General features: G+C 43.2%; 23 protein-coding genes. 21 read left to right on the top strand and 2 right to left on the bottom strand.

The genetic code is table 11. The features are described from left to right. Window positions 1–10: 10 nt before the first annotated feature. Window positions 11–574: a biotin transporter BioY gene (locus IRB79_RS15220; protein WP_243503303.1), complete on the bottom strand. Its 564-nt coding sequence runs from the start codon at window positions 572–574 to the stop codon at window positions 11–13. Window positions 575–836: 262 nt separating this feature from the next. On the opposite strand from IRB79_RS15220, the gene IRB79_RS15215 reads away from it, so the two are divergent. The 18 genes from IRB79_RS15215 to IRB79_RS15130 all read left to right on the top strand — a co-directional run bounded on the left by IRB79_RS15215 (window position 837) and on the right by IRB79_RS15130 (window position 18781). Further along, window positions 837–1655, top strand: coding sequence for an alpha/beta fold hydrolase (locus tag IRB79_RS15215; RefSeq protein ID WP_243503302.1), 819 nt, complete (start codon window positions 837–839; stop codon window positions 1653–1655). A 76-nt stretch (window positions 1656–1731) separates the two neighbouring features. Further along, the gene (locus tag IRB79_RS15210) at window positions 1732–2514 is read left to right on the top strand and encodes an IclR family transcriptional regulator (RefSeq protein ID WP_048009273.1); all 783 of its coding nucleotides are present in this window, start codon (window positions 1732–1734) and stop codon (window positions 2512–2514) included. A gap of 293 nt (window positions 2515–2807) precedes the next feature. Beyond that, window positions 2808–4085, top strand: coding sequence for an MFS transporter (locus IRB79_RS15205; RefSeq protein WP_243503301.1), 1278 nt, complete (start codon window positions 2808–2810; stop codon window positions 4083–4085). Window positions 4086–4232: 147 nt separating this feature from the next. Next, entirely contained in the window at window positions 4233–4769 is a 537-nt protein-coding gene (locus IRB79_RS15200; protein WP_035329812.1) for a cupin domain-containing protein, read from the top strand. A gap of 166 nt (window positions 4770–4935) precedes the next feature. Beyond that, a complete protein-coding gene (locus IRB79_RS15195) occupies window positions 4936–5850 on the top strand; it encodes a VOC family protein (RefSeq protein ID WP_243503300.1) in 915 nt (304 codons plus the stop codon). Between the two features lie 23 nt (window positions 5851–5873). Next, entirely contained in the window at window positions 5874–6665 is a 792-nt protein-coding gene (locus IRB79_RS15190) for an SDR family oxidoreductase (RefSeq protein ID WP_243503299.1), read from the top strand. Window positions 6666–6692: 27 nt separating this feature from the next. After that, window positions 6693–8414: a thiamine pyrophosphate-binding protein gene (locus IRB79_RS15185; protein ID WP_243503298.1), complete on the top strand. Its 1722-nt coding sequence runs from the start codon at window positions 6693–6695 to the stop codon at window positions 8412–8414. 14 nt (window positions 8415–8428) lie between these two features. Continuing rightward, a complete protein-coding gene (locus IRB79_RS15180) occupies window positions 8429–9874 on the top strand; it encodes an aldehyde dehydrogenase family protein (RefSeq protein WP_243503297.1) in 1446 nt (481 codons plus the stop codon). Between the two features lie 12 nt (window positions 9875–9886). After that, complete coding sequence (gene nadX / locus IRB79_RS15175) at window positions 9887–10669, top strand: aspartate dehydrogenase (protein WP_243503296.1); 783 nt, start codon at window positions 9887–9889, stop codon at window positions 10667–10669. Window positions 10670–10763: 94 nt separating this feature from the next. Next, window positions 10764–12071 (top strand): aromatic ring-hydroxylating dioxygenase subunit alpha, encoded by a 1308-nt coding sequence (locus tag IRB79_RS15170; protein WP_243503295.1) that lies wholly within the window; start codon window positions 10764–10766, stop codon window positions 12069–12071. A gap of 38 nt (window positions 12072–12109) precedes the next feature. Then, complete coding sequence (locus IRB79_RS15165) at window positions 12110–12619, top strand: aromatic-ring-hydroxylating dioxygenase subunit beta (RefSeq protein ID WP_243503294.1); 510 nt, start codon at window positions 12110–12112, stop codon at window positions 12617–12619. 15 nt (window positions 12620–12634) lie between these two features. Beyond that, window positions 12635–13420, top strand: coding sequence for an SDR family NAD(P)-dependent oxidoreductase (locus IRB79_RS15160; protein ID WP_243503293.1), 786 nt, complete (start codon window positions 12635–12637; stop codon window positions 13418–13420). A 12-nt stretch (window positions 13421–13432) separates the two neighbouring features. Beyond that, window positions 13433–13753 (top strand): VOC family protein, encoded by a 321-nt coding sequence (locus IRB79_RS15155; RefSeq protein ID WP_243503292.1) that lies wholly within the window; start codon window positions 13433–13435, stop codon window positions 13751–13753. A gap of 105 nt (window positions 13754–13858) precedes the next feature. After that, window positions 13859–14179 (top strand): hypothetical protein, encoded by a 321-nt coding sequence (locus IRB79_RS15150; protein ID WP_243503291.1) that lies wholly within the window; start codon window positions 13859–13861, stop codon window positions 14177–14179. A 163-nt stretch (window positions 14180–14342) separates the two neighbouring features. Further along, window positions 14343–15107 (top strand): alpha/beta hydrolase, encoded by a 765-nt coding sequence (locus tag IRB79_RS15145; protein ID WP_243503290.1) that lies wholly within the window; start codon window positions 14343–14345, stop codon window positions 15105–15107. A gap of 120 nt (window positions 15108–15227) precedes the next feature. Beyond that, entirely contained in the window at window positions 15228–16844 is a 1617-nt protein-coding gene (locus IRB79_RS15140; RefSeq protein ID WP_243503289.1) for an ABC1 kinase family protein, read from the top strand. A 111-nt stretch (window positions 16845–16955) separates the two neighbouring features. Beyond that, a complete protein-coding gene (locus IRB79_RS15135; RefSeq protein ID WP_243503288.1) occupies window positions 16956–17918 on the top strand; it encodes a bile acid:sodium symporter family protein in 963 nt (320 codons plus the stop codon). A 410-nt stretch (window positions 17919–18328) separates the two neighbouring features. Further along, window positions 18329–18781 (top strand): S1 domain-containing RNA-binding protein, encoded by a 453-nt coding sequence (locus IRB79_RS15130; protein WP_009334297.1) that lies wholly within the window; start codon window positions 18329–18331, stop codon window positions 18779–18781. Window positions 18782–18974: 193 nt separating this feature from the next. Here IRB79_RS15130 and IRB79_RS15125 read toward each other — a convergent pair whose 3' ends face one another. Next, window positions 18975–20648 (bottom strand): ribonuclease J, encoded by a 1674-nt coding sequence (locus IRB79_RS15125; protein WP_243503287.1) that lies wholly within the window; start codon window positions 20646–20648, stop codon window positions 18975–18977. A 652-nt stretch (window positions 20649–21300) separates the two neighbouring features. On the opposite strand from IRB79_RS15125, the gene proB reads away from it, so the two are divergent. The 3 genes from proB (at window position 21301) to IRB79_RS15110 (ending at window position 25415) form a co-directional block, all read left to right on the top strand. Next, the gene (gene proB / locus IRB79_RS15120; RefSeq protein WP_279401065.1) at window positions 21301–22371 is read left to right on the top strand and encodes a glutamate 5-kinase; all 1071 of its coding nucleotides are present in this window, start codon (window positions 21301–21303) and stop codon (window positions 22369–22371) included. After that, the gene (locus IRB79_RS15115) at window positions 22371–23603 is read left to right on the top strand and encodes a glutamate-5-semialdehyde dehydrogenase (protein ID WP_279401023.1); all 1233 of its coding nucleotides are present in this window, start codon (window positions 22371–22373) and stop codon (window positions 23601–23603) included. Before proB ends, IRB79_RS15115 begins: the two co-directional genes overlap by 1 nt. 117 nt (window positions 23604–23720) lie before the next feature. Further along, on the top strand, window positions 23721–25415 hold the full coding sequence (locus tag IRB79_RS15110) for a sigma-54-dependent Fis family transcriptional regulator (protein WP_243503285.1): 1695 nt from the start codon (window positions 23721–23723) through the stop codon (window positions 25413–25415). Window positions 25416–25417: the final 2 nt, after the last annotated feature.

Raw genomic sequence — 25417 nt, 5'->3', positions numbered from 1 at the left:
AGGAGACACCTTAAAGTGTCTCCAGAGATTTAGAAAATTGCTTATTGATTATCGGATGCTTAAGCAGCCTGTATACCAGGAATGAGGCGAGAGTCGCTTTTAACACATCTCCAGGGATATAAACAAGGCTTAATTTGATCGCATCAGTCAAAGGAATGTTCATCATAAATGCCTGTACAGGAATGCCGAATAGGTAGATTAGGAATATTCCAGCAGTCAGGTTTATGAGTAAGATATTCTTTAATTTTAACGTCTTGAAGCGTGAGAGTAAATAGCCTATAAAAAATGCTGTAAGCGGATAGGCAATCAAATACCCTGCACTTGGCCCGAAGAAAACACCAATGCCGCCGCGGCCTCCCGATAATAATGGTGCACCGGCAGCAACCATGAGTAAAAAGACTGCCATGCTGATTCCGCCAAGCCTTGCGCCCAGAATACCGCCGGCCAAAAGGACTCCAAGTGTCTGCAAGGTAATCGGAACGGGTGTAAATGATAGCATGATAGGAGGAACAAGACCGAGTGCTCCCATCACAGCCGCAAATAATGCCACGTATGTCATCTCTTTAACTTTCATAATACCTCTCCAATTCAGATTAATAGGTTAACTGGTTTTATTCTATGGTTTACATAAAAGTTTGTCAACCTGATATGCAGTACAGTTTACAATTGTTTATAGGCTGATTCTGATAAGGTGTTAACTAAATCCTCAGGGTTATGATTTAACGGATATAAATTATATTTTGATTATTCAGTTGACTATTCCAGAATATGATTTATGATTAGGTTAACCAAAACGATGTTTTACTTACAAAACAAACATATGTGGAGGTTAGAAGATGCCATTTGTTGATGTGAATGATTTAACTATTCATTATGAAGTCGAAGGAAATGGTGAGCCGCTTGTTATTCTTCATGGGCTGGGAAACAATTCACAATCCTGGAAAAAGCAGCTGGAAGGGCTGAGTAAGGAATTTACTGTTATTGCCTGGGATGCGCCAGGTTATGGCAAGAGCTCTGATCCTAAAGTTGAATTTACACAGTTCAGCGAATTTGCTGATGTTTTAAAGGGCTTTATTGATGGTTTGCATTATAAATCTGTTAATCTTTTAGGCCATTCAATGGGTTCAGCCATTGCTCTTGATTTCTGCAGCCGTTATCCTGATATGGTGACCAGGCTGATCATTGCCGATGCCACTCGCGGTGCCGCGGGGCAAAGTCAGGAAGAAAACGAAAGAAAGCTTAAGAACCGCTTACATAATATTGACACATTGGATCCAAAGGAGTTGGCTCAAATAAGGGTAAAAGAACTTCTTGCCCCAATCCCCGATCCAGAAGTAAAGAAGGAAGCAGAACGTATCATGTCCCAGGTGAGGCCGATGGGCTATCGCTCTGTGGCCTTTTCACTTTCAAATTTAAATCAAATGGATATTTTGCCTTCCATTCCAGTTCCTGTCCTTGTTATTTGCGGGGCATTGGATAAGGTGACTCCTGTAAGCGAATCAGAAATTTTCCATCAGAATATCCCTAATTCAATTCTGAAAACCATTCCGAAAACAGGGCATTTATGCTATCAGGAGAATCCGGACTATTTTAATGCCCTTATTTTGAATTTCCTGCAGGGAGCATACAAAAAAGAAGAATTAGCAGAAAGGTAACCATAGAGAAATATTTCCTATTTCTATCCTGGTTTTGTTAATATGTTAGTAAAAATGTAAACAGGGGGTGACTTGCATGGCAAAAGAGGAGAAAGAGCGGTATAATGCCAATGCTCTGGTACGGGGGCTGGAAATCTTAAAGCTCTTTAATGAAGAGCGTCCAACTCTGTCACTGGTTGAAATTGCAAAAGAATTGAATGTTAGCCGAACAGTCCCGTATCGATTATTGTATACTCTCCAATCGCTTGGTTATCTTGACCAGGACGAAAACTCAAAAAGATATAGTTTAACGCCCCAGGTATTAGAATTGGGCTTTTCCTACTTAAGTACGTTAAAGCTTCCGGAAATTGCCCAGCCTTATTTGGAAACATTAAGAGATGAAACAGGTGCTTCCTGCCATTTATCTATTCTGGATGGGAATGAAGTGGTGTATGTTGGCAGTGCTCCTGTCAGAGGTGTATCTGCTATTAATGTCAATATCGGACTGAGGCTTCCAGCTCATGCAACAGCAAATGGAAAATTGCTGCTTGCCTATCAGCCGCAGGAAAAGCTGAAACAGCTTTTTTATGGATCTGAATTGAAGCCGTATACGGATCGGACAAAAACATCCTTGGCTGATTTTCAAAATGAAATTGAAATAATCAGGGGAAATGGATACTCCATTACAAAAGGAGAACTTCACCATGGTATTCAATCAGTAGCCGCACCCATATTTGATAAAACTGGCAGCATTATGGCTGCTATTAATGTTGTAGCAACAGAGACAACATTCCATGATGAGTTTATTGAACAAGTAGCGCTGCCTAAAGTGCTTGAGATTTCAAAAAAGTTATCAGGCTATATGGGATATCATCTATAAGAATAGAAAGAATTGTTAAAAGCTTGCAGCTGCTGCAAGCTTTTTTGTTTTGTATATAAAACGTCTTTTAGTAAATAAAACAAATTGAAATTTAATATTGACTCAATTTTCGAAAAACTTTACACTATTAATAAGTGGTAAACATTGTTTTATATGTAAAACATAGAATTGCTGAAAGGAGGGCAAAAAATACCACCAAAAAAAAATTTTCTTATGAAGTATAATATTTGAGAATCGAATGTAATTGAAAGCGGTTACAAAAAATGAATATGTTTCTTGAAAGGGGATCACAAATGCTGAAAGGGAACAAAAGATGGCTCTATATTGCTGTGCCTATATTCTTTTTCTGGTTTTTTGGACAAATTGATAAACTGGGAATCTCGGTTATTCAAACGGATCCTGGCTTCCTTAGTGATCTGGGGCTAACAGGGGCAGACAAAAATGCCAAAATTGGCTTAATAACATTTATCTTTACAATCTCTTACGCCGTTTCAAACATTTTCTGGGGCTTTGTTATTGATAAAGCAGGTCCGCGGAAAACGGCTGTATTCGGGCTGTTAATTTGGACTGCGACCATGATTGCAGGCGGTTTGGCAACTTCCTATGAGATGTTTTTAATCAGCAGGGTAATTCTTGGATTCGGTGAAGGGATGATGATTCCGGTTTGCGGAAAATTCATTTCAAATTGGTTTAACCAGCGGGAACTTGGCCGGGCACAGTCTACCTGGCTCGCGGGCAATTATTTCGGACCTGCCTGTGGTGCCGTTATATTGACTTTAGTGCTTGCGACCTTCCATTGGGAAACTGCGTTTTTCTTCTTGGCTGCTTTTAATCTATTTATTGTTATTCCAATGTTCTGGTTCCTTACTCGGGATACTCCTGAAGAACATTATGCAATTGATAAGGAAGAGCTTGCGTATATCCGAAAGTCTGATGGCACTGAAAAACCAAAGAAAAGCTTTGCACAGGACTACCGCTATTGGATCGTTTGGTTTGGCATGTTAATGTCATCGTTTTTGTTTTTCGGAATCAGCATTTGGCTGCCTACTTATCTCGTTGAGGCGAAAAGTTTCTCAAGAGAAGCAATGACGGGGATTACCTCATTATCCTGGCTGTTTGCTCTAGGCTTTGTATTATCCTGCGGATTTTTGGCAGACAAAACAAGACGTCCAAGCTTGCTGGCTACGATTCTGTTCAGTTTAACGGCAGTCTTCTTAACAGCAGCTATTTTTGCACCACATCCGGTTCTGGCTGGTATTTGTATGGGACTCGCAATGGGAACTCAAGGCGGGGTCTTCCATTTAAGCAATTTATTTATCGTAAAATTTTCGACCCCGGAAACAGCAGGGCGTGCTGCTGGTCTTATGGGATTCACAAATATTTTAGGCGGTTTTTCAAGCTATATCATGGGATGGATGAGAGACCTTGCAGGCGGGGATTTTGGCCCATCTATTGTTATGCTTATTATTGCAGCGAGCCTGGGCTTCATAGCTTATATATTCACAATCAAAAAAGAGGCAGCGGAGCTTCGGATAGAACAGATTCCTCCAAATAGAAAAGTAATTGTATAATAGTTTTATATTTAAAACAAAGTTTCAATAATTTAATTTTTCTCAATATTTTTAATTGACATATTAAATATTGGGATTTATTATTAACCTGTAAGTAAAACATTGTTTTGTATATAAAACATACTGGAGAATTAGGAGTGATAATAAATGTCAGCTGAAAAATTTGACGTGCAGGCTTTTGAAAAAAAATATGTAGCAAGGCTTGAAGATCGATCCTTGGACTGGAACGTTCTTAAGTTTCAGGAAGAAATTGATCCAAAGTACAAAAGGGCGCAAATGAGATATATTGGCCGCGGAGCTACAGCGAATAATGATTCAAATGTGATTGCAGCGGAGCATTTCACACTCAGCACGATGGTCCTTCCAGCTGGATGTGTTGGACCTCTTCATCTTCACGATGATGTGGAAGAAGTATTCTTTATTCTTAAAGGGAGTGTAAAGGCTCTTATCCAGGAAGTAGGCAAGGAAGAAGTTCATGAAATTCGTCTGAATGAGCGCGATTGCATCAGTTCTCCACCAGGAGTGTACCGCGGCATTCATAATGATGGCGATGAAGAAGCGTTAATGCTGGTTATGCTTGGTGCCGTAAAACCAAATCTTCCTACATATCCGAAAGGAAGTGCTCTTGAGGAGCTGCGCATTCAGCGTGCGAAAGAAAGAGAAGCCATTATCAACGGAAAATAATCGTTTTCAAGCAAACTAGCAATCTAATAAATATAACCGGGATGGACCGCTAACACATAAATTTGCCGGGTCATCCCGGTTCCTTTAACAAAAAATGTTTCCTGTTCCACATGGCGCGAGCCTTTGATTGGACGATTGTAAATCTATTATTTTGGAGGTGCATGGGATGTTAGGCATTACTCACTTGAGGCACATTAGTCTTATTACTCCAGTTCTTGAGGAGCAGGCTGAGTTTTACGAGAAGATTTGGGGTCTTGATAAGGTATCCGAAGATGGGGATTCTGTCTATTTCAGGGGTGCTGGTTCAGAGAATCATATTTTACATTTGAAGCGGGGAGAAAAAGCGGGGCTTCACCATATTGCATTTGGAATGGTTGATAAGAACGCCGTTGACAGGGCTGCGGAAATTCTGGCTTCCAAAGGTATACCGGTTATTTCACCGCCGGGCTATTTAGATGAAGAAGGTAAAGGCTACGGGCTTCGCTTTGCTGATCCTGAAAACCGATGCATTGAACTTTCAGCATGGGTGGAAATGCACACGACAATCTGGAATAAGAAGAATGTAGATCCGGTGAAGCTGAATCATGTTGTCATGAATACGGCGGACCTGGATATGATTACAGATTTTTATACTAATGTTTTAGGATTTAAGGTTACTGATTGGAGCGAACACCAGATGTCTTTCCTCCGCTGCAACAGGAAGCATCACTCACTTGCCTTCAACCAGGACCAGCATGCATCTGTCAATCATATTGCCTATGAGGTAGACACAGTGGACGAAGTCATGCGGGGGATTTCAAACGTCAGGAAAGCAGGTTATCAGGAGCTTTGGGGGCCTGGACGCCATGGACCGGGAAATAACATCTTCTGTTACTTCCAGGATCCTGCCAAATTTGTCATGGAATACACTTGTTATCTCGAAACCATTGAAGATGAGGAAGAATGGGTGGCTCGAGTATGGAAAAGAGTTCCACACCTGATGGATCAATGGGGAATAGCCGGACCTCCAAAACCTGAAGCACGTGCAGCGATGGGCGGAAAGCCTGACCCAGGCTGGGTTAACGTGAATGCATTAACCTAAAGATATTTGAAAGGGGTATCGTGATGGACTTTGGTTTAAAAGGAAAAACAGCAGTCATAATGGGCGGGACTTCAGGAGTAGGCCTCAAAACAGCAGAAATGTTCCTTCAGGAAGGTGCAAATGTGGCGGTATGCGGCAGGAATGCAGAGAGGAAGGATAAAGCATTTGACCATTTATTGCATTTCGGATCCCGGGAATCGATCTTTGCCGCCACTTGTGATGTAACTAATAAAGAGGATGTTAATCGTTTTATCGATTCAGCAGCATCCCGGCTTGAAGGAATTGATATCTTAATTAATGCAGCCGGACAAAGTGTTATGGGCCATTTCTTCGATATTACAGATGAGCAATGGCAGGAGCAGATTCAGTTAAAATATTTTGCCATTATCCATGCGGTACGTGCTGTTCATCCATATTTGGTGAAGAGCGGAGGCGGAAGAATCATTAATATTAATGCCACGCTGGCAAAGGAACCTGAAAGACATATGGTTGCTACAGCTGCTACAAGGGCAGGTCTTCTAAACTTAAGTAAAACGCTTTCCCAAGAGCTTGCATCAGACAATATCCTGGTCAACTCCGTAAGTCTTGGATTAATCCGTACAGACCAGTGGGAACGCAGACGATTGAAAAATGCACCTGATATGGATGCCGAGGAATATTACAAAGATCTTGCAGCAAAGCGGAAGATTCCGCTGGGCAGGGTTGGAGAAGCAGAAGAAGTAGCCAGTGTCATTCTCTTTTTAGCTTCAAAGCAGGCAAGTTATGTTTCAGGATCAACCATTGAAACAGCTGGAGCGCTGGGGAAAGCGCTTTAATATCAAGCAAAGGCAGGAATGATTAGGATGAGCCAACAGGAACAATTGGAAATTGCACCGGTAATAGCAAATGAGCAAATGGAATTTACTGCAGCAGATGCAGTAGTGAAGGAACTCGTCCGTGCTGGTGTTGAGGTGGCATTTGGAATTGTAAGCATTCATAATATGCCGATTTATGATGCCATCCTCCGTGATGGAAGTATTCATCTGGTATGCTCGCGCGGGGAGAGCGGTGCGGCAAATATGGCAGATGGTTATGCCCGTGCGACAGGAAAAATGGGAGTAGTCATCACGAGTACGGGAACTGGCGCAGGAAACGCAGCGGGTTCACTGATTGAGTCATGGGCAGCGGGGGTTCCGGTCCTTCATTTAACAGGTGAGGTTGCATCCCCCTATTTGGGAACTGGCAGAGGCTATATTCACGAATGTAAAGACCAGCTGTCTATCATGGAGGGTTCTTGCAAAAAAGCTATGCGGCTAAGAAGGCCTGAACAGGCAGCAGCGGTTATCAGGCAAGCGATTAAGGAAGCTGCTGCTGCACCTTCAGGCCCTGTTTCAGTAGAAATCCCAATCGATTTCCAATCTGCGATTATACCGGATTATTCATTGGAAGAAGTGAATGTTTCAGTACAGGAAAACAGCTCCATATCGTATCTTCCAAAAGAGGCGATAACCAAAGTCAGCCAGGCCCGCCGCCCGGTCATTTGGGCAGGAGGGGGCGTCATTAGCTCTGGGGCTTCCAAAGAAGTGCAGGAGCTTGCGGAAAGAATCGGGGCAGCCGTTATTACGAGCCAATCAGGCAAGGGCAGCATTCCGGAGGATCATCCTCAATGTATTGGCCACTTTGCATCATTTGAATTAACAAAAGATTTAGTGAAGAAATCGGATCTTCTGATCAGCATTGGAGTCAGATTTAGAGGGAATGAAACCTCCAACTGGAAAATAGAAGTTCCTGAAAATCATATCAGCATTGATGCTGATATGCAGGCAATGAACCGTAATTATGCCGCCGCCATTGGGCTGGCAGGTGATGCTAAGCTTATATTAAGAAAGGTAAATGAAGAATTGGCTAAGCAAACATTTGCGCCTTCCGAAGAATATTTGGAAGAAGTGCTATCAGTAAGGAAAGAACTGCGTCTTCAGTTGAGAGCAACGCTTGGACCATATGAAAAAATAGCTGATGCTATGCGTAAATTGCTCCCGCGGGATACTGTAATGGTGCGTGACGTTACGGTACAGGCAAATGTCTGGGGCAGCCGATTATTTGAAATATATCAGCCGCGTACATCCATTCATGCTTCAGGCGGAGGGATTGGCCAAGGCTTGCCGACTGCAATCGGAGCACAAATGGGATGTAAGGATAGACAAGTTGTTTTATTAGCTGGAGATGGCGGCTTCATGGTCAATGTGGGTGAAATGGCAACTGCAGTACAGGAAAGCCTTCCGATCATCGTCATCCTGTTTGATGATGCAGGATATGGTGTTCTCCGAAATATTCAGGATGCGGCCTATGGACGTCAGGTAGCGGTCGATTTAGTTAGCCCTGATTTCGTTTTGCTGGCTCAGTCCATGGGATTTGCTTCTGCGCAAATCGGTTCTCCGGAAGAATTCGCGTCCGAGCTGGAGAAGGCAATAGACAGGAGAAAACCATCCATGATCGTAGTGGATATGGAAGCAGTCGGGCCAATGGCGAAACCATTCGGAGGGCCTCCTGGTGCGGCGGAAGCTTTCAAACCGAAAAAGTTGTAAGGGAGTGATTTGTGGTGATTTCGACTTATCCATTTGTTTCAGGAAAATATTTAATAGCTGGAGAGTGGATCCAGGCAGAAAATACAGCCCATGTTCTTAATCCTGCTGATCATCAGGAAGTTGTGGGCGAAGTTGCATTGTGTACAGAAGAACAGGTTGAATTGGCCATTTCTGCTGCAGCAAAGGCTTTCGGAACCTGGTCGGGAAGTGAGATTGAGGACCGGGCAAACCGGATGAAGCTGGCTGCCGACGAGATTAAAGCAAGTGTCGAAGAGAACGTAACTTTGCTGATCCGAGAAAATGGAAAAGTGTTGGTGGAAGCGAAAAAAGACCTTCTGCGCTGTGTCGATATTATGAAGGAAGCTGCCGAAGAGCTGCTGGAATGGTGGAAGCCTCAATCCATTCCCGGTTCCCAGAAGGTCCAAATCCGCAAGCGTCCCCGTGGGGTAACTGCGGTGATCTCTCCATGGAATTCACCAATGATCCTTACGTTTAAGCGGGTGATCCCAGCTGTTCTTGCCGGAAACACAGTCGTTGTAAAGCCGGCGACGAGCTGTCCGCTAACGATCATGTCATTCCTCAAGACAGTAGCTTCTTATTTCCCTGAAGGAGTCATTAATGTAGTAACTGGTTCAGGTGGAGTTATTGGCAATAAGCTTTGCTCGGATGCTCGAATCCGAACGATTGCGTTTGTCGGCAGTACCGAGACTGGGAAAGAAATCATGCGGGCTGCTTCAGGCACAGTGAAAAATGTCTACATGGAGCTTGGCGGGAATGATGCGGCTATTATTCTCGAAGATGCAAATCTGGATGAAAGCGCTATTAAACGCCTGCGTTTCGGTGTTCTTCGGGCAGCTGGCCAGGTGTGCTCAGCCATTAAAAGGATATATGTTCATGAATCACGATACGGGGAGCTAGTAGAAAAGCTTAGAAAAGAATTTCAGCATATTAAGGTTGGAAACGGCATTCAGCCTGATGCGGAGATGGGGCCTTTGAACAATAAGGCTCAATACGAATATGTGAATGGCCTGCTCGAACGTGCCAGAAAATCCGGTGCCACAGTCATCACTGGAGGGATTCAGCTCGATCCAGAGTCCTGGGACAAAGGCTATTACATACTGCCTGCAATCATCACCGGCGCAGATCAGAAAAGTGAAATTGTTCGTGCTGAACAGTTTGGGCCTGTCATTCCGATCCTTCCATTTAAAGAGGAAGAAGAAGCAATCAGCCTTGCAAATGACAGTGAATTTGGTTTAAGGGCTTCTGTTTGGACAGAAGATGAATCCAAAGCGATTAAATTTGCAGACCGGTTAGAGGCCGGCGCCGTTTTCCATAATAATCATACCGTTTTTCAGGATCTCCATCTGGACTTCCCGGGCCTAAAGGAAAGCGGACTTTCACGTGAAACGCGGCATTGCGGCCTGGAGTTTTTTGCAGATTCCTATGGTTTTGCCAATTAGGGGGATACCGATATGAAATTAGCCTTAATAGGAGGCGGGAATATAGGCAGGTTCCTGCTTCAAAGCATTAATAAAGACTGCTTAATACCAAATGCGAAAATTATTGGCCTTCATACCCGCTGCCAGGAACAGGCAAAGGAACTATCACGTGAATTTAAAGCGGAAATCTTTGCAGACGTGGAATCCCTTTTAAAATCCGATGCGGACCTGGTCATTGAAGCGGCCACTGTTGAGGCTGTAGAAGAGTATGCTGCTTCCATTTTGCTTTCTGGGAAAGATCTGGTTGTCAGCAGTGTTGGAGCATTGGCAGACCAGGAATTTTATAAGTGCCTTGAAGAAATTTGCATCTTAAATAATACGAAAATTCACTTGCCATCAGGGGCAATCGGCGGATTGGATGTTTTAAAAGCAGCCAAATCGATTGGTGAGCTGGATTCTGTCTCCATTATCACCAGGAAGCCTCCTCAGGCACTTCCTGGTGCCCCTCTTGATAGGGAAAATGTGCTTTTTGAGGGTTCTGCCGCCGAAGCCATTAGATTATTCCCTAAGAATATCAATGTTTCCATTATCTTGTCTCTCGCGGGATTAGGTGCCGAGAATACCGGAGTTAAAATCATATCCGATCCAGCAGTAAGGATAAATAGCCATACGATTGAGGCAGCAGGTTCTTTCGGAAAGCTATCGCTTCAAGTCGAAAATGACCCGATGCCTAATAATCCAAAGACAAGCTACCTCGCAGCTCTAAGCATCCTGGCTTCATTGAAGAATAGGGATGAATTGATCCGGGTTGGATGAGATGTGAGTTTGGTGCTATAGCAGGAAGAGAATAGTTTATTCTTTTCCTCGCTCCTTGGAGAAGCTTATTTTAAGACGAAGGGGGAATTTACATATGATTAAAACGACAACTAAGAACTTAGAAGAAATGACCCAAAAAGAAACAATCGGCTACTTAAACGAAACAGTCCAGCCTGAGGCTGGATCCATTCCTGCCTTTATCCTCGCAGATCCTAAGATTTACGATATTGAGCATAAAAAGGTGTTTATGAAAACCTGGCTTTTTATTGGCCATGAATCAGAAATCCCAAATAAAAATGATTATATGTTAAGAGATTTAGCAGGATACTCGATTATTATTACAAGAGATTCAGAGAATGAAATCCGCGGCTTTTACAATATGTGCACACACCGCGGGATGAAATTATGCCGTGCTGATAAAGGAAATAAATCTTCATTTGTTTGTCCTTATCATGGATTTAATTTTAAAAACAATGGTGATCTGATTGGAGTGCCTCTGCAGAAGGATATTTATGGCACTGACCTGGATAAGTCCAAGCTGGGACTCCACAAAATAAGGATTGAATCGTATAAAGGCCTTATTTTTGGAACCTGGAATGAAGAAGCTGAGTCTCTTTCAGATTTCCTCGGCGATTTCAAATGGTATTTGGACATTTTAGCCGGACGTGCTGAAATGGAAGTCGTCGGCCCTCCGCAAAGATTCATCATCCATTCAAACTGGAAGGTAGGAGCAGATAACTTTGTCGGCGATTCCTACCACACAATGGTCACTCATGGATCCATTGCAAAATTGGGCATGGTGCCCAGTGCAACATATTCTAAAAAGGGATACCAGATCCACACAATGAACGGGCATGGTTTAAATCTGGGTACTCCTAATCCTGACTTCGCATTCCCTGAAGAGCTGAAATCTGAATATAAATCTAATTTAACAGATGAACAATATGATGTGCTGGCCAATCTGAAAAATATGATCGGAAACATCTTTCCAAACCTTAGCTTCCTCATTTCGCATACAAAAGTGAAAGGGCAGCTGATTTCGAATACAACCGTTCGGATGTGGAGGCCAATTGGGCCTGATAAAATGGAAGTGATCGCCTGGTTCCTGGTAGAGAAAAATGCGGAAGAGGACTGGAAGAAACGTTCAAGGGATTCTTTCATTTTAACGTTTAGCCCTTCAGGCATTTTCGAGCAGGATGATACAGAAGTATTTACTGACATAACCGCTGCCGCATCAGGTCCAATGCCTTTTATGAAAGAACTTGTTTACAATTATACGATGGGGATGCACCGTGAACCGGTCAGTGATTTCATCGGTCCTGGTGTTGTCTACGATGATAAGTTTTCTGAAGCAAATCAAAGGAACTTCTATCGCTATTGGCTTGATCTCATGAACGCTTAAGTAAACTGGAACGATGCCTGGAAATGGGGGAATACAGAATGAGTTTAGAGAAAATGCTCGCAACCTATGAATTTGAACAATGGCTCTACAGAGAAGCTGAGCTGCTTGATCATATTGATTTTGATGGCTGGTTCAGCCTTATGCATTCATCCCTGATTTATCAAATGCCTGTACGTGTCAATAAAGAAGGCACTGAAAGGCCGGATTATGCGGCAGATATGTTTTCATTTAATGATGATATAGAGTTGCTGAGCCTGAGAGTCGAACGGTTAAAAACGGATTATGCCTGGGCAGAAATTCCGCCTTCACGCACCCGCCGCTATGTAAGCAATGTGAAACTGATAGATTATGTGCCGAATGAAAAAGCATCTGTAAATAGTTATCTTCTAATCTATCGCAGCCGCAGTACAGACATCCATCATGATCTGATCTCTGGTGAGCGCCGTGATGAATTTGTATATGAAGAGGGCGTCTGGAAATTGTCCAAGAGGGTTTTCATTGTCGATCAGACAACACTCAATACCAGAAATCTTGCTATTTTTGTATAAGGAGGAACGTTCACTATGGCACAGCTTAGCGGAAAATCAGTCTATTTGACCGGGGGCGCCTCTGGCATTGGCAAGGCTGTTACAGAGGCTTTTATACAGGAAGGAGCCTTTGTAACGGTGCTGGATAAGTCAGCAGCTGGCCTCGAGCAATTGAAAAAGGAATTCGGTGATCGTGTTCTATGCATGGAAGGGGACGTCACTCAATACGAGGATCACATTCACGCCATTGAAGCTGCTGTGGAAGCGACGGGAAAGCTGGATATGTTCGTTGCCAATGCCGGCGTATTCGACGGGTTTGCCAAATTTAGCGAAGTAACACCAGAGGCCATGTCAGATGCCTATGACCTGTTATTTACTATTAATGTCAAAGGTTATTTTAATGGTGCAAAAGCTTCTGTCGAAGAATTGAAAAAAACAAATGGAAATATGATTTTCACGGTTTCCGGAGCCGGCTTTTACCCGGACGGGGGCGGAGTCTGGTATACAGCAAGCAAGCACGCGCAAATCGGCTTAATGCGCCAGCTTGCCTTTGAATTAGCCCCGGATATCAGGGTGAACGCGGTTGCCCCTGGCGGCACATTGACGGCACTCAATGTCATTCATCCGCTTAAGCGGTTTGTGAAAGCAGTCGATCCGGAAGCGAAAGCGAAAAGCATTAAATCCCGGAATCCACTTCGCATAGCCATGACCAGTGAGGACCATGTTGGAGCGTATCTATTGCTTGCTTCTGATCAATCCCGTGCCATAACAGGCGAAGTGATTTCCAGTGATGGAGGACTTGCTGTACGGGGTTTATCCTGAGGCCCAAGTGAAATGACACAGGTTATTTTCAGAGGTCAGCCAACAGAAGGTAAATCAAGATATATGTTCATCAATACACCTTTCATACAAATCGAATTAATCGAACCAGGTGATTCACCAAGTACTTGGCAGGAACATCTGGAGAAATACGGTGAAGGTGTCCATCATATTTCGTTCGTTGTCGATAACCTGGATGAAAAAATCAGATTGCTGGAAGGAATGGGATATCCTGTCATACAAACTGGCAATTTTTTTAATGGGAAAGGCAAATACGCCTATATGGATACAACCTCAACATTTAAAGTGATTATTGAATTACTTGAGAGATATTAAAGAATGGCCGAACGGCTGCACATAATAGTGCAGCCGTTTTTTAGGGTGGCATCAACACCTGTTTAATTGTAAAATAATACTAATTTAGAAATAATTAGGGGAATTATGTACACTTACGAATCTTTTGTAACAGATGGAACCTTTACATTATTGAGGCCGGTGATTTCCAGTTTCCTTTTAATTGCTGTAATTCTATTTGTTCTTGTTTGGCTTCCTAAAGCCTTGCAGGGTTTCTTGAACGGATTTACGGTTATGGCATTTGCCATTCTTTCAATCATAATATCTGGCCAGGTTTTATTTTTTGAAGCCATTCTTGCCGATGAGTTAGGGTTGGGAGGAGGAAGCGGATTTTGGATGTTCCTTGTGATTGTCATTCTGGGAGCCGTGAGCCCAATAATTTATTTCATGAGACATAGGGAGGCATGATCGTGGTAGTTCTGAAATTAGAAACTGAGAATCAGACCGCACCTATTCTTAAATGGCACACTCCTATTTTTTAGGGGGGTTGTATTCCTTTAAATACAAGTTGACAGGTCGGAATAGTGGGTTATATAATGTGGTTAATCAATTCTGAGGGAGGAACAGTGTGATGAGAGAACGTTATCCAGTTTTAAATGGTGCAGAATCCTTTTATTATGAAGGCAGTGAAATCGGGATTTTGATCACACATGGATTTCTTGGGACTCCCCAGAGTGTGCGGTTTTTGGGAGAGTCATTTGCAAAGCTTGGCTACACCGTCTTTGCTCCAAGGCTTAAAGGCCACGGCACACATTTTAAAGATATGGAAAAAACCTCTCATGAGGATTGGTTTGCTGAAGCAGAAAAGGGTTATCAATTTTTAAAAGAAAAATGCTCATATGTTTATGCTGCAGGGCAATCGATGGGTGGCGCATTGACATTATGGCTGGCTAATAAATATCCGGAAATTGCAGGTATTGTGTTAATAAATGCCGCTCTCCGGGTTCCATGTTATGAATATTTAAAGGGGAAAACAAATCCCAGATACATTGATGAAGGTGCACCTGATATTAAAAAAGAGGATGTAGAGGAAATTACGTACGGGAGAGTTCCGGTCCCCTCCATCTTCGAATTGCAGAAGATCATGGAAAGAACACCAGTTTTATTGCCGTCCATCAAAACACCTGTATTAGGCTTTAAGTCGATAGAAGATCATGTTGTACCTGCAGAGTGTACAGATTTTATTTTGGAGAAGATTGGCTCCGCGAAAAAGAAAGCTATATCTCTCTATAACTCTTATCATGTGGCATCCATGGACCATGATAAAGAAAAGATTGTTAACTTAACTCATCAGTATATCCAGCAGAATCAAGCAGACAGCTTGTCCTTTGTGTAAGGACAGGCTGTTTTTCATGTTATGAAACTTTTTAAACATGACACCGTATAAAAGAAAAGGGTATTCAGCCTGTATTACAGAATAATACAGTACATCTTACTTGGGAAGAAGATGATGGAAATGAAAGCGAGAAGTAAATTGTTCCGCATGTACAAAGTGTTTTCTTTGGCACTTCTCATTATATTTCAAATTTACTGGTATAAATGGACCCGCAAATCAGGAGCAGAATGGGAACATTTATGGTCTGGCATCGGGAAAAGATTCCGGACAACACTTTTTGAACTGGAAGGGCTGCTGATTAAGATTGGTCAGTTCATCAGTATTCGTTCTGATTTGCTTCCAAATGCATTCATTCAGGAGCTTCAAGACCTGACCGATAAAGTTCCGCCATCGGAATGGAGTGAGATTCAGAGGATTTTAAACGAAGAGTGGGGCAGCGAGCTCTCTAAAAAGGTGGTAGCGATTGATAAAGAAGCCATAGCATCAGCTTCGATTGGAGAGGTATATAAAGGCGCTCTGCAGGACGGCTCAATTGTTGCTATTAAAGTGCAGCGTCCAGATATTCAATCAATCGTACATACCGACTTCCGGACCCTAAGTATTCTAGTCTGGTTTGCGGATCGGTTTGTCCCTATTCCTAAGGGATTCATTAATTTAAAAGTCCTATTTCAGGAGCTTAAGCAGGTTATTGGGCGGGAGCTTGACTTTAAAAAGGAGAAGGAAACCTTGCTTTATTTTAAGGAGCGCTTTAAAGATAGTGAGGTGGTTAAAATTCCCGACGTGCATCAGGAGTTTTGCACCTCAAAAGTGCTTGTCATGGAATGGGTGGAGGGAAAAAGGATCAATGATTCGGCAGCGGTTGAAAAGCTTGAGATATCCCGTCAGGATCTGGCCCGCCGTTTGATGAAGATCTTCCTGCTGCAATGGCTGGAACCTGGGATGTTTCATGCCGATCCTCATCCAGGAAATGTGCTGTTCACAAGGGAGGGACGGATCATTCTTCTTGATTTCGGCATGGCTGGTGAAATTTCAAAAAAAGATGCAGTCTCTTTTCAGAATTTAATTGAATCCATTCTCGCTAAAAACTACAGTAAAGTAGTCGAGTGTCTGTCACAGCTAGGATTTTTTCTGCCGGAAGCTAATGCGGAAACAATGGAAAAGCTGCTGTCAGAATGGATGGCATTTGACCTAAATCAGATAAAGGATATGGATTTAGTGGCTCTTAAGCTTGAACTAAATGATCTGATTGCTGCTCTTCCGATCCAGGTGCCAACCCGCTTTGTTTTTCTGGGCAGGTCATTTATGACAATAGAAGGGATTGTTCATCATCTTGCACCGGAAGATGATCTTCTTGACCTTGGCAAACCAGTTTTTACAGAGTGGTTAAGCTCACAGGGGAATAAATGGTCATTTATTTGGAGCATTATTCAATCCCAGCCGCTCTTTAACATTTTTCATTCAGCAGCGGAATTCCTGGAAACACCGCGTAAATTGGAAAAAATGAAAGAGGCCGGGCAAAGAAGGGAGTTTCAGTTTACGATCTATGAAAATCGGAAAAAGCAGCTTTTTCAGCTATTCATGCTAGGTTTAACTGGGTCAGGCTTTGGCATTTATTTAGAAGAAACGCTGATCATGCAGTTATCCGCAGGCATAGCAGCCATTGCGCTTGCAGGGTATGGAGTGAACAGCTGGAGACTGGGAAAATGGCTGAAATATATGCCGGAAAAACGGAGATAATGAAAAGAGCCGATTTTTGGCTCTTTTTCACTATTTTGATATATAACCAGCCAGATTATGATAAAATAATTAGTTAGGTAAACAATTATTCGGAAAAGGAGAGTACTCAGTGTGCTAAGTCAAATAAATAAACAGCTGGAGAAAATGATGCCATTGATTACTCCAATAAGCGTGGTTCTAGGTGTTATGCTCGCAGGTTATATCAAGGATTTTGCCTTTATCATTCCTTGGGTTTTTGCGTTTATGACGTTTTCAGGCAGCCTGAACTCGAGTTTTAGCAGTTTAAAAGAAATCATTCATCATCCAAAGCCGCTTTTTCTCATATTGTTTTTGCTTCATATTTTAATGCCTCTTTTTGCATGGAGCACCGGTACACTTGCGTTCGGTGATGATTCTTTAACCATTACCGGGCTGGTATTGGCTATGGCCATTCCGACCGGCATATCCAGCTTCATCTGGGTTTCCATTTATCGCGGCAATATTCCGCTGACATTGTCCATCATTCTGGCAGATACCTTTCTGTCACCATTTATTGTTCCGCTGACATTGTCGATATTTTTCCAGAAATCTGTACAGATCGATGCTGTGCCGATGATGGCTGGATTATTCGGCATGATTGTTCTGCCTTCTTTTCTTGGCATGCTCTTCAATCAATTTGCAGGAAAAAGCGCTGCAGCCTTAAGCAGCCGCCTCTCTCCTTTTTCAAAGCTTGGAATGGCCATTGTGGTTATGCTGAATGGAGCTGTTGTTGCCCCGTATCTGAAGGAAGTAAATCTTAAATTGGTCCTCATCGGGATCACTGTATTTTGTGTGGCGTTTATGGGCTATCTTATCTCTTTCATCATCGCAAGTTTACTGAAATACGATCAGGGCACGACAGTGGCTGTTACGTTTAATGGCGGGATGAGGAATATCAGTGTTGGCTCTGTCCTGGCAGTCACTTATTTTCCCGCTCCAGTTGCCGTTCCTGTCGTCATCGGCATGCTCTTTCAGCAGGTATTGGCGTCCCTGTATGGGATTATAATGAAGCGCCATTTCAGCAGGAAGGTTCTTCAGGAAGGTCATACAGTGTAAGGTTTAAGCTCCTGTTTCAGGAGCTTTTTTAGTTTGAAAATTTTAATATGATCAATGATTCAAACTGGAAATTTAATATTCGGCTAAAATTAACCTTCCGCAAATAAAATCTAGTATCCGCACATAAAAAAGCGTTATGCACACATAAAAATTTTTATCTTCACATAAAAACACGGTATCCGCACATAAAATTTTTTTCAATATAAAAGAGTGCCATCCGCATACAAAATTAGTTAATTTAATGGCCGAACATACAATTAAACATATAAATTTTAATAAATTTGAACAAAAAATATGATTTATCCCTAATTTTAACGGGTAGAATATCGGAGGGATATCGCGGGCGTTGAAATTATCTTAAAAAAAAGTTATAATAAGACGTTGTTAACACTACCGAGGGGGAAGTTTTTTTGTCAATCGAAATTGGAAGTAAGGTACAAGGAAAAGTAACAGGTATTACAAATTTCGGAGCTTTTGTCGAACTGCCAGGCGGTACGACAGGTCTTGTTCACATTAGTGAGGTAGCTGACAGCTATGTTAAAGATGTGAATGAGCATTTAAAAGTTGGCGATGAGGTAACTGTTAAAGTGCTTAGCGAGAAGGAAGGCAAAATTGCCCTTTCCATCAAAAAAGCAGTGGACAGACCGGAAGGCCAATCTTCTTATTCTCAGCGCCCGCCGCGCCAGGGAAGAGATGATCGCCGCGGCGGTTCCAGAGATTTCCGTTCTAAAGGAAACTTTAAGCCAAAGGAAAGCTTTGAAGACAAAATGGCAAAATTCTTAAAATCGAGTGAAGAAAATATTTCGTCATTAAAGCGCAATACTGAAGGAAAGCGGGGCGGCCGAGGCGGACGCCGCGGATAAGCAGCCCTTTAGATAAAGTGAAACTTCAATCAGCGGGTGGTTTCCCCACTGATTGTTAGTTGAACCAATCGGGCCTATACGGTCAGTTAGACCGCTTGTGATCCACCAAGGACCCTATGAATCAAAGGGTGGGGGTCATACTGTCCAGTAGACTGCGATAAAGGCAAGCCGTTTACGGCTTGCCTCTTTTCGTTTAAATTTCAATTATAATCGGCAGGATCATTGGTTTGCGCTTTGTTTTTTCAAATAAATACTGCCCAAGTGATTTCTTGATGCTCTGCTTGATGACATTCCACTGGCTTTTATCCTGTTCTGGAAGATCATTGACGGTTTTCTCCACAATCCGATTTATTTCTCTCAGCAGATCTTCGGATTCCCGTGCGTAGACAAAACCCCGTGATATCGTATCAGGTCTTGATATCATTTTGCGCTCACTCTTACTCATGGTCAGCACGATCACAATCATGCCATCCTCGGACAGCTGCTTTCTGTCGCGGAGCACGATGCTGCCAATATCACCAACACCCACTCCATCAACATAAGTATCTCCGGCAGGTACCCGCCTTGTCTGGCGTGCTTCTCCGTTCTCAATATCCACGACATCCCCATTTTTAATGATAAAAGTATGCCCGTTTTCAACACCGATGGATTCAGCAAGCAATTTATGGTGGTGAAGCATTCTGTATTCACCGTGAATCGGAATAAAGTATTTCGGCTTCATCAATGTGAGCATAAGCTTTAAATCTTCCTGATAGCCGTGGCCGGACACATGCATCCCTGTTGAGCTTCCTGAACCGTATATCACGCGGGCTCCCAGCTTAAACAGATTGTCAATGATTTTAGATACATCGCGTTCGTTGCCCGGGATTGGGGATGCTGCTAAAATCACGGTATCCTCAGGATGAATCTCAGCATCACGGTAATTTCCTGTAGAGAGGCGTGAGAGGGCAGCCATCGGTTCACCCTGGCTGCCGGTACATAGTATGCACACCTTTTCAGGAGCCAGATTCACGGCTTCTCTTGGATTGGCAATCATCCCCTCGGGAACTGTCAGGTATCCGCGTTCAATGGCCACATCCACAACATTTACCATACTTCGCCCAAGCAGGACCAGCTTTCGGTTATTTTTTATCGCGGCGGCCACAACCTGCTGAACACGGCTCACATTGGAAGCGAAAGTTGAGATGATGATTTTGCGCGGTGCTTTCATAAATGCTTCCTCAATGTTTTCTCCGACAATATGTTCAGTTGGAGAAAAGCCAGTCCGCTCAGCGTTTGTGCTTTCTGAAAGAAGGGCCAGCACTCCGCTGCGGCCGATTTCAGCCATCCTATGAATATCAGCATGCTCCTGATTTACAGGTGTTAAGTCAAATTTAAAATCGCCGGTATGGACAACATTACCCTCTGGCGTATTGAAAACAATTCCCAGACAGTCTGGTATGCTGTGATTCACCTTGAAAAAGCTCACCCCTATTTCACCGAAATCAAGGCGAGAGTCAGAATCAATGCTTATTAGCTCTGAATCACCAAGCAGGCGATGCTCCGTTAATTTTAATTCAATCAGCCCTAGCGTAAATCGCGTAGCATAAACCGGCATATTGATTTTTTTGAGAAGATAGGCAACCCCGCCAATATGATCCTCATGTCCATGAGTTACAATCAGTCCGCGGATTTTATCCCTGTTCTCCTCAAGGTATGTGATATCCGGAATGATCAAATCAATCCCCAATAAAGTCTCATCAGGGAATTTACCCCCAGCATCAATCACGACAATATCGTCATCATATTGGATCACATACATGTTTTTTCCAATTTCATTGATGCCGCCCAGAGAAAATATGGATAACTGCTTTCCGTTTGACTCCATATGTAAATCCTCCCTCTAGTCATTTTTTATTAGCATTCCCGATTGTGCGTGCATTATCATACCGTATTGCACACAGTTGGAAAACTTGTGTAGAGAATTTAATCCTTTAAATCAGCGAATTAATTATTGACATAAAATACCGGAGGATGCATAATAATTCTAATTATAAGAAGAAACCAACAGCCATGACAGGGAACCAGTAAGTAGAACTCAGGTTAGAAGAGAGCGGGATTCACCGGCTGAAAGATCCTGCAGCCTGCAAAGCTATTGAACCTAGCCCTTGAGCTGCCAGGCAAACCTGGCCGAATTTCCTGCGTTAAAGGATTTTCAAAGCGGGCACTTGCTGTGTGAAGTGCCAATGAAGGTGGTACCGCGAAAGACTAAGCTCTTCCGTCCTTTTTACAGGGACGGGAGGGCTTTTTTTTACAAATTTAAGAAAATATTTTGAACTTCGAGAACTGTCTAGCGCAAGCAGCCTACCCCCTCGAGGTCACAAGCCGATCCTCCTAAAAAGGCAAAGGACGCCTTTCCGGGAGGCCCGTCTTGTGCTTGTCGGGGGTGGGCAAGGCGCTTGCGCTTTTCTCATAGGTGGTGGCGTAAAGTGAAAAGGGAACGGATTGTTGTAAAAATCGGAAGCAGCTCGCTGACAAATATGAATGGCGGACTGTGTATTGAAAAGCTGGAGGAACACGCAGCTGCCCTTTCTCGGCTGAAAGAGAAGGGCCATGAAGTGATATTAATATCATCCGGAGCCGTCGCCGCAGGGTTTGCGGATCTTGGCTATCCTACCCGCCCGGTGACGATCGCCGGAAAACAGGCGGCCGCTGCTGTCGGTCAAGGGCTATTAATGCAGGGATATACCGAAGAATTTAAAAAGCATGGCATCGTAGCGGCGCAATTGCTGCTGACAAGACAAAACTTCCTGCATAAGGAGCAATACCAAAATGCACATGCAACATTGTCCGAACTATTGAAACGGAATGTTCTTCCGATCATTAATGAAAATGACTCAGTATCGATTGAAGAGCTGGCCTTTGGCGATAATGATATGCTGTCCGCACTTGTAAGCGGCCTGATTCAGGCACAGCGACTGATAATACTGACGGATGTGAACGGGATTTATGATTCAAATCCCCGTACGAATCCTGCTGCGAAAAAGTTCAATTATATAACAGAAATAACCGATGACTTGATGAATGCTGCAGCAGGGTCAGGTTCAAAAGTGGGAACCGGCGGAATGATGACGAAGCTCGCTGCTGCCAGGACAGCCTTGGCACTGGGTTTGCAAGTTTTTATAGGGGTTGGGAATGGTACGGAAAAGCTGATTGAAATCCTCGAAGGCAAAGGGGATGGGACTTATATTGGAACCAGCTCCCAGCCAAGTGTCAAAACCTCCAAGCAATGGCTTGCACTGCATTCTGTTCCTAATGGGAAAATCGAAGTGGATCACGGAGCTGCACAAGCTATATTAACTCAGGGGAAAAGCCTTCTGCCTGCAGGAGTGACCACCATTACCGGCCATTTTCATGTTCATGATGTCGTGGAAGTGATTGGACCCAAAGGAGATTTGATCGGCAAAGGGCAGGTTAATTTCTCATCCGATGAGCTGTGGGCTATTAGGGGGTTATCCAGTTCGGAAGCAATGCAGATTGCTGGAAGCGACCGCCGGGTTGTCATTCACCGGGATCATTGGGTAAGCCAAAAAAGAAGGGAGACAAGATAATGGAATTGATTCTAAAAGGGAAAAAAGCGAAAAAGGCAGCTGCAGAGCTGGCGAAAAAAACTACACAGCAAAAGAATCATGCGCTTGAACTGATCTCAGGGCAGCTGATGCAGGAGAAGAATTTTATTTTAGCAGAAAATGAGAAAGACCTGGAAGCAGGAAAGAAAAATGGAATGAGTGATGCTTTGTTAGACCGTCTGCGTTTAAATGAAGCCCGTCTTCAGGATATGGCGGACGCATTACTCCAGCTTACTCACCTGGACGATCCGGTTGGTGAGGTCTTATCCTCATGGGAGCGTCCGAACGGACTCACCATTACACAAGTAAGGGTCCCGCTTGGCGTTGTGGGCATGATCTATGAAGCGCGTCCGAATGTCACGGTCGATGCATCCAGCTTATGTTTGAAGACTGGGAATGCTGTTATGCTCCGCGGAAGTTCTACTGCCATTCATTCCAATAAAGCAATTGTGAAAGTGATTCATCATGCCTTGGAAAAGAGCGACTTGCCGCCTGATGCCGTGCAGCTTATTGAGGATACGAGCCGGGAAACCGCTTCAGGGATGTTCAAACTGAACGAATACCTGGATGTCCTGATTCCGCGGGGAGGGGCAAAGCTAATTAAGACAGTTGTTGAAAATTCTACAATCCCAGTACTTGAGACAGGTGCAGGCAACTGTCATGTCTATATTGATGAAAGTGCTGATAAGGAAATGGCGATCAACATTGCCATCAATGCGAAAACACAGCGCCCATCCGTTTGCAATGCATGTGAAACGATCATTGTGCACAAAGAGTGGGATGGCCTGAATGAACTTGTGCTTGCACTAAAGGAAAAAGGGGTTACCATTCACGGCGATGAAGGTGTGTGCGGGGAAAAGATCATCCCAGCTGTGGAAGCAGATTGGGCCACTGAATATTTAGGCTTGGAAGTCGCATTGAAAGTGGCGGAAAGCGTGGATGAGGCAATCATTCATATTAACCGCTACGGCACCAGCCATTCTGAGGCCATTGTTTCTTCAAACCCTGATAATGTGGAAAAATTCCTGAATGAAGTCGATGCAGCGGCAGTTTATCATAATGCATCCACACGCTTCACGGATGGATTCGAGTTTGGGTTCGGCGCTGAAATCGGGATCAGCACACAAAAGCTCCATGCCCGTGGTCCGATGGGACTGCCGGCTCTGACTTCGACGAAATATATTGTTAAAGGGAATGGACAGATAAAGAAGTAACTGGCCGATCCATTGTCTAATTGCAGCTTGTATATTGTATAGCTAGATTTCAAAGCTATTTTCCTAATTATTGGTGTGCCTTTAAAATGAATGGTAAGATACATTTAGGTGAATGTGATGAAAATAAAGACATTATTTATTGCCCCTTATCCTGCTATGCTTCCATTAATTGAGGAATGCAGGAAAGAGGAAAAAGATTTGGACATTAAAATAGCAACTGGAAATCTGGGACAGGCACTCCCGCATGCGAAAAATGCCGAATCTGAAGGTATTGATATGATCATCAGCAGGGGTGGAACCGCAAAGCTGGTCCAGCAGGAAACAAATATCCCTGTTATTGATATTCAGGTATCCGGGTACGATATGCTTCGGGTGTTAACCCTTGCCAATGATTTTCCAGGTAAGAAAGCGATTGTGGGCTTTTCCAACATAACGCTTGGCGCCAAAACGATTACTGACATATTGGATATTGGTATAGAGGTTTTTACGATTCAAAAGGAAGAGGAAGTAGAAGCACTTGTTCTGGAACTGAAATCCAAGGGTTTTGAATTGATCATGGGTGACGTTGTAACTGTGGAAGCCGCTGCTAAAGCAGGGCTCGAGGGAATCCTGATACAATCCGGCCGTGAAGCTATCTTTGATGCATTCCTTAAAGTGAAATCGGTGTATCATTCTTTTCGCAGAAAACAGCAGGAAAATGACCTGCTTCGGGCAATTATTAAGGAGAACACTGACAATATTATCATTTTTGACAGTAATGCTGAATGTGTATTTGAACAATGGAATACTTTTTCTTCTCCTCCCATACTCGTAAGAGATTTACAGAGTCTTGTACACCGGAAGGGAAATGCAGAGTCCGTTGAAATGATTGAAGGTATTAAGGAAGATATGCTTAAAGTTCAGGTTTCAAGCCTTGAAATTGCCGATGAAATCTATACTCAATTTATTATTAAAGAGCTTAATCATATGAAGAGTTCTTCAGAAGATCTTAACGTGGAATCAGTGTCTCAGCTGCCGATGATCATCCATGAAAGTGACGCAATGAAAGATTGTCTGGCTGCTATATCTGCAGGAACAAACCGAAATTTATGGCTTTTAATTGGTGCTGCCGGCACTGGAAAAGGATTATTAGCACGCTATATCCATTACTTAAAGCATCGGGGGGCCGGTTTGCTGCTTTCTATACATGCAAAGGAAGCAAGAAGAGGTTTGGATCCCTTTGATGACGACATCCGAGCAATATATGTTTACGGGGCTGAGGACATATCAGCAGAAGAGAAACCCCATTTGTTTAAGCAGTGTCAGAATTGGGCAGAATCAGGGAAAGAAGTAATTCTATCCCTATCCAGTGAAATGCAAGAGTTCTATTCCCTTCTTTATAACGAAGAAACAGTTCGCATCTATATCCCCTCTTTATTAGAACGCAAGGATGATATAAGAGCTTTAACAGCTTACTTTATTGCACATTTTCATCAGCAGTATGGAACCTCCGCTGTAAAAATCAGGGAGGATGCGATGGAGCTGCTGGAGCAATATAAATGGCCTGGCAATACCGCTGAGCTGAAAGCATTCCTTTTTGATGTCTTAGCAGCTGAGAAAGGCTATACCATCAGTAAAGAGTCTGTTTTAAGACAGCTGAATCGCAAGCAGCGTCCTGTTCAAATTGAAGACAGTCTGTTAAATGGAACGTTGGATCAGATTGAAAAACGAATTATCGAAGCAGTTATGGAAGAGGAAAACCAAAATCAAACAAAGGTGTCAAAACGGTTAGGCATTAATCGGTCGACATTGTGGAGGAAGCTGAAACAGTAGTA

The organism is Cytobacillus oceanisediminis (assembly GCF_022811925.1).
Lineage (GTDB): Bacteria > Bacillota > Bacilli > Bacillales > Cytobacillaceae > Cytobacillus > Cytobacillus oceanisediminis_D.
Note: the sequence above shows the minus strand (reverse complement) of the source record. Positions and strands in the feature narration are given on the sequence as shown.

Coding starts and splice junctions, on each gene's coding strand:
- IRB79_RS15220 (WP_243503303.1), bottom strand. CDS start 574: ATGAAAGTTAAAGAGATGACATACGTGGCATTATTTGCGGCTGTGATG.
- IRB79_RS15215 (WP_243503302.1), top strand. CDS start 837: ATGCCATTTGTTGATGTGAATGATTTAACTATTCATTATGAAGTCGAA.
- IRB79_RS15210 (WP_048009273.1), top strand. CDS start 1,732: ATGGCAAAAGAGGAGAAAGAGCGGTATAATGCCAATGCTCTGGTACGG.
- IRB79_RS15205 (WP_243503301.1), top strand. CDS start 2,808: ATGCTGAAAGGGAACAAAAGATGGCTCTATATTGCTGTGCCTATATTC.
- IRB79_RS15200 (WP_035329812.1), top strand. CDS start 4,233: ATGTCAGCTGAAAAATTTGACGTGCAGGCTTTTGAAAAAAAATATGTA.
- IRB79_RS15195 (WP_243503300.1), top strand. CDS start 4,936: ATGTTAGGCATTACTCACTTGAGGCACATTAGTCTTATTACTCCAGTT.
- IRB79_RS15190 (WP_243503299.1), top strand. CDS start 5,874: ATGGACTTTGGTTTAAAAGGAAAAACAGCAGTCATAATGGGCGGGACT.
- IRB79_RS15185 (WP_243503298.1), top strand. CDS start 6,693: ATGAGCCAACAGGAACAATTGGAAATTGCACCGGTAATAGCAAATGAG.
- nadX (WP_243503296.1), top strand. CDS start 9,887: ATGAAATTAGCCTTAATAGGAGGCGGGAATATAGGCAGGTTCCTGCTT.
- IRB79_RS15170 (WP_243503295.1), top strand. CDS start 10,764: ATGATTAAAACGACAACTAAGAACTTAGAAGAAATGACCCAAAAAGAA.
- IRB79_RS15165 (WP_243503294.1), top strand. CDS start 12,110: ATGAGTTTAGAGAAAATGCTCGCAACCTATGAATTTGAACAATGGCTC.
- IRB79_RS15160 (WP_243503293.1), top strand. CDS start 12,635: ATGGCACAGCTTAGCGGAAAATCAGTCTATTTGACCGGGGGCGCCTCT.
- IRB79_RS15155 (WP_243503292.1), top strand. CDS start 13,433: ATGACACAGGTTATTTTCAGAGGTCAGCCAACAGAAGGTAAATCAAGA.
- IRB79_RS15150 (WP_243503291.1), top strand. CDS start 13,859: ATGTACACTTACGAATCTTTTGTAACAGATGGAACCTTTACATTATTG.
- IRB79_RS15145 (WP_243503290.1), top strand. CDS start 14,343: ATGAGAGAACGTTATCCAGTTTTAAATGGTGCAGAATCCTTTTATTAT.
- IRB79_RS15140 (WP_243503289.1), top strand. CDS start 15,228: ATGAAAGCGAGAAGTAAATTGTTCCGCATGTACAAAGTGTTTTCTTTG.
- IRB79_RS15125 (WP_243503287.1), bottom strand. CDS start 20,648: ATGGAGTCAAACGGAAAGCAGTTATCCATATTTTCTCTGGGCGGCATC.
- proB (WP_279401065.1), top strand. CDS start 21,301: ATGAATGGCGGACTGTGTATTGAAAAGCTGGAGGAACACGCAGCTGCC.
- IRB79_RS15115 (WP_279401023.1), top strand. CDS start 22,371: ATGGAATTGATTCTAAAAGGGAAAAAAGCGAAAAAGGCAGCTGCAGAG.
- IRB79_RS15110 (WP_243503285.1), top strand. CDS start 23,721: ATGAAAATAAAGACATTATTTATTGCCCCTTATCCTGCTATGCTTCCA.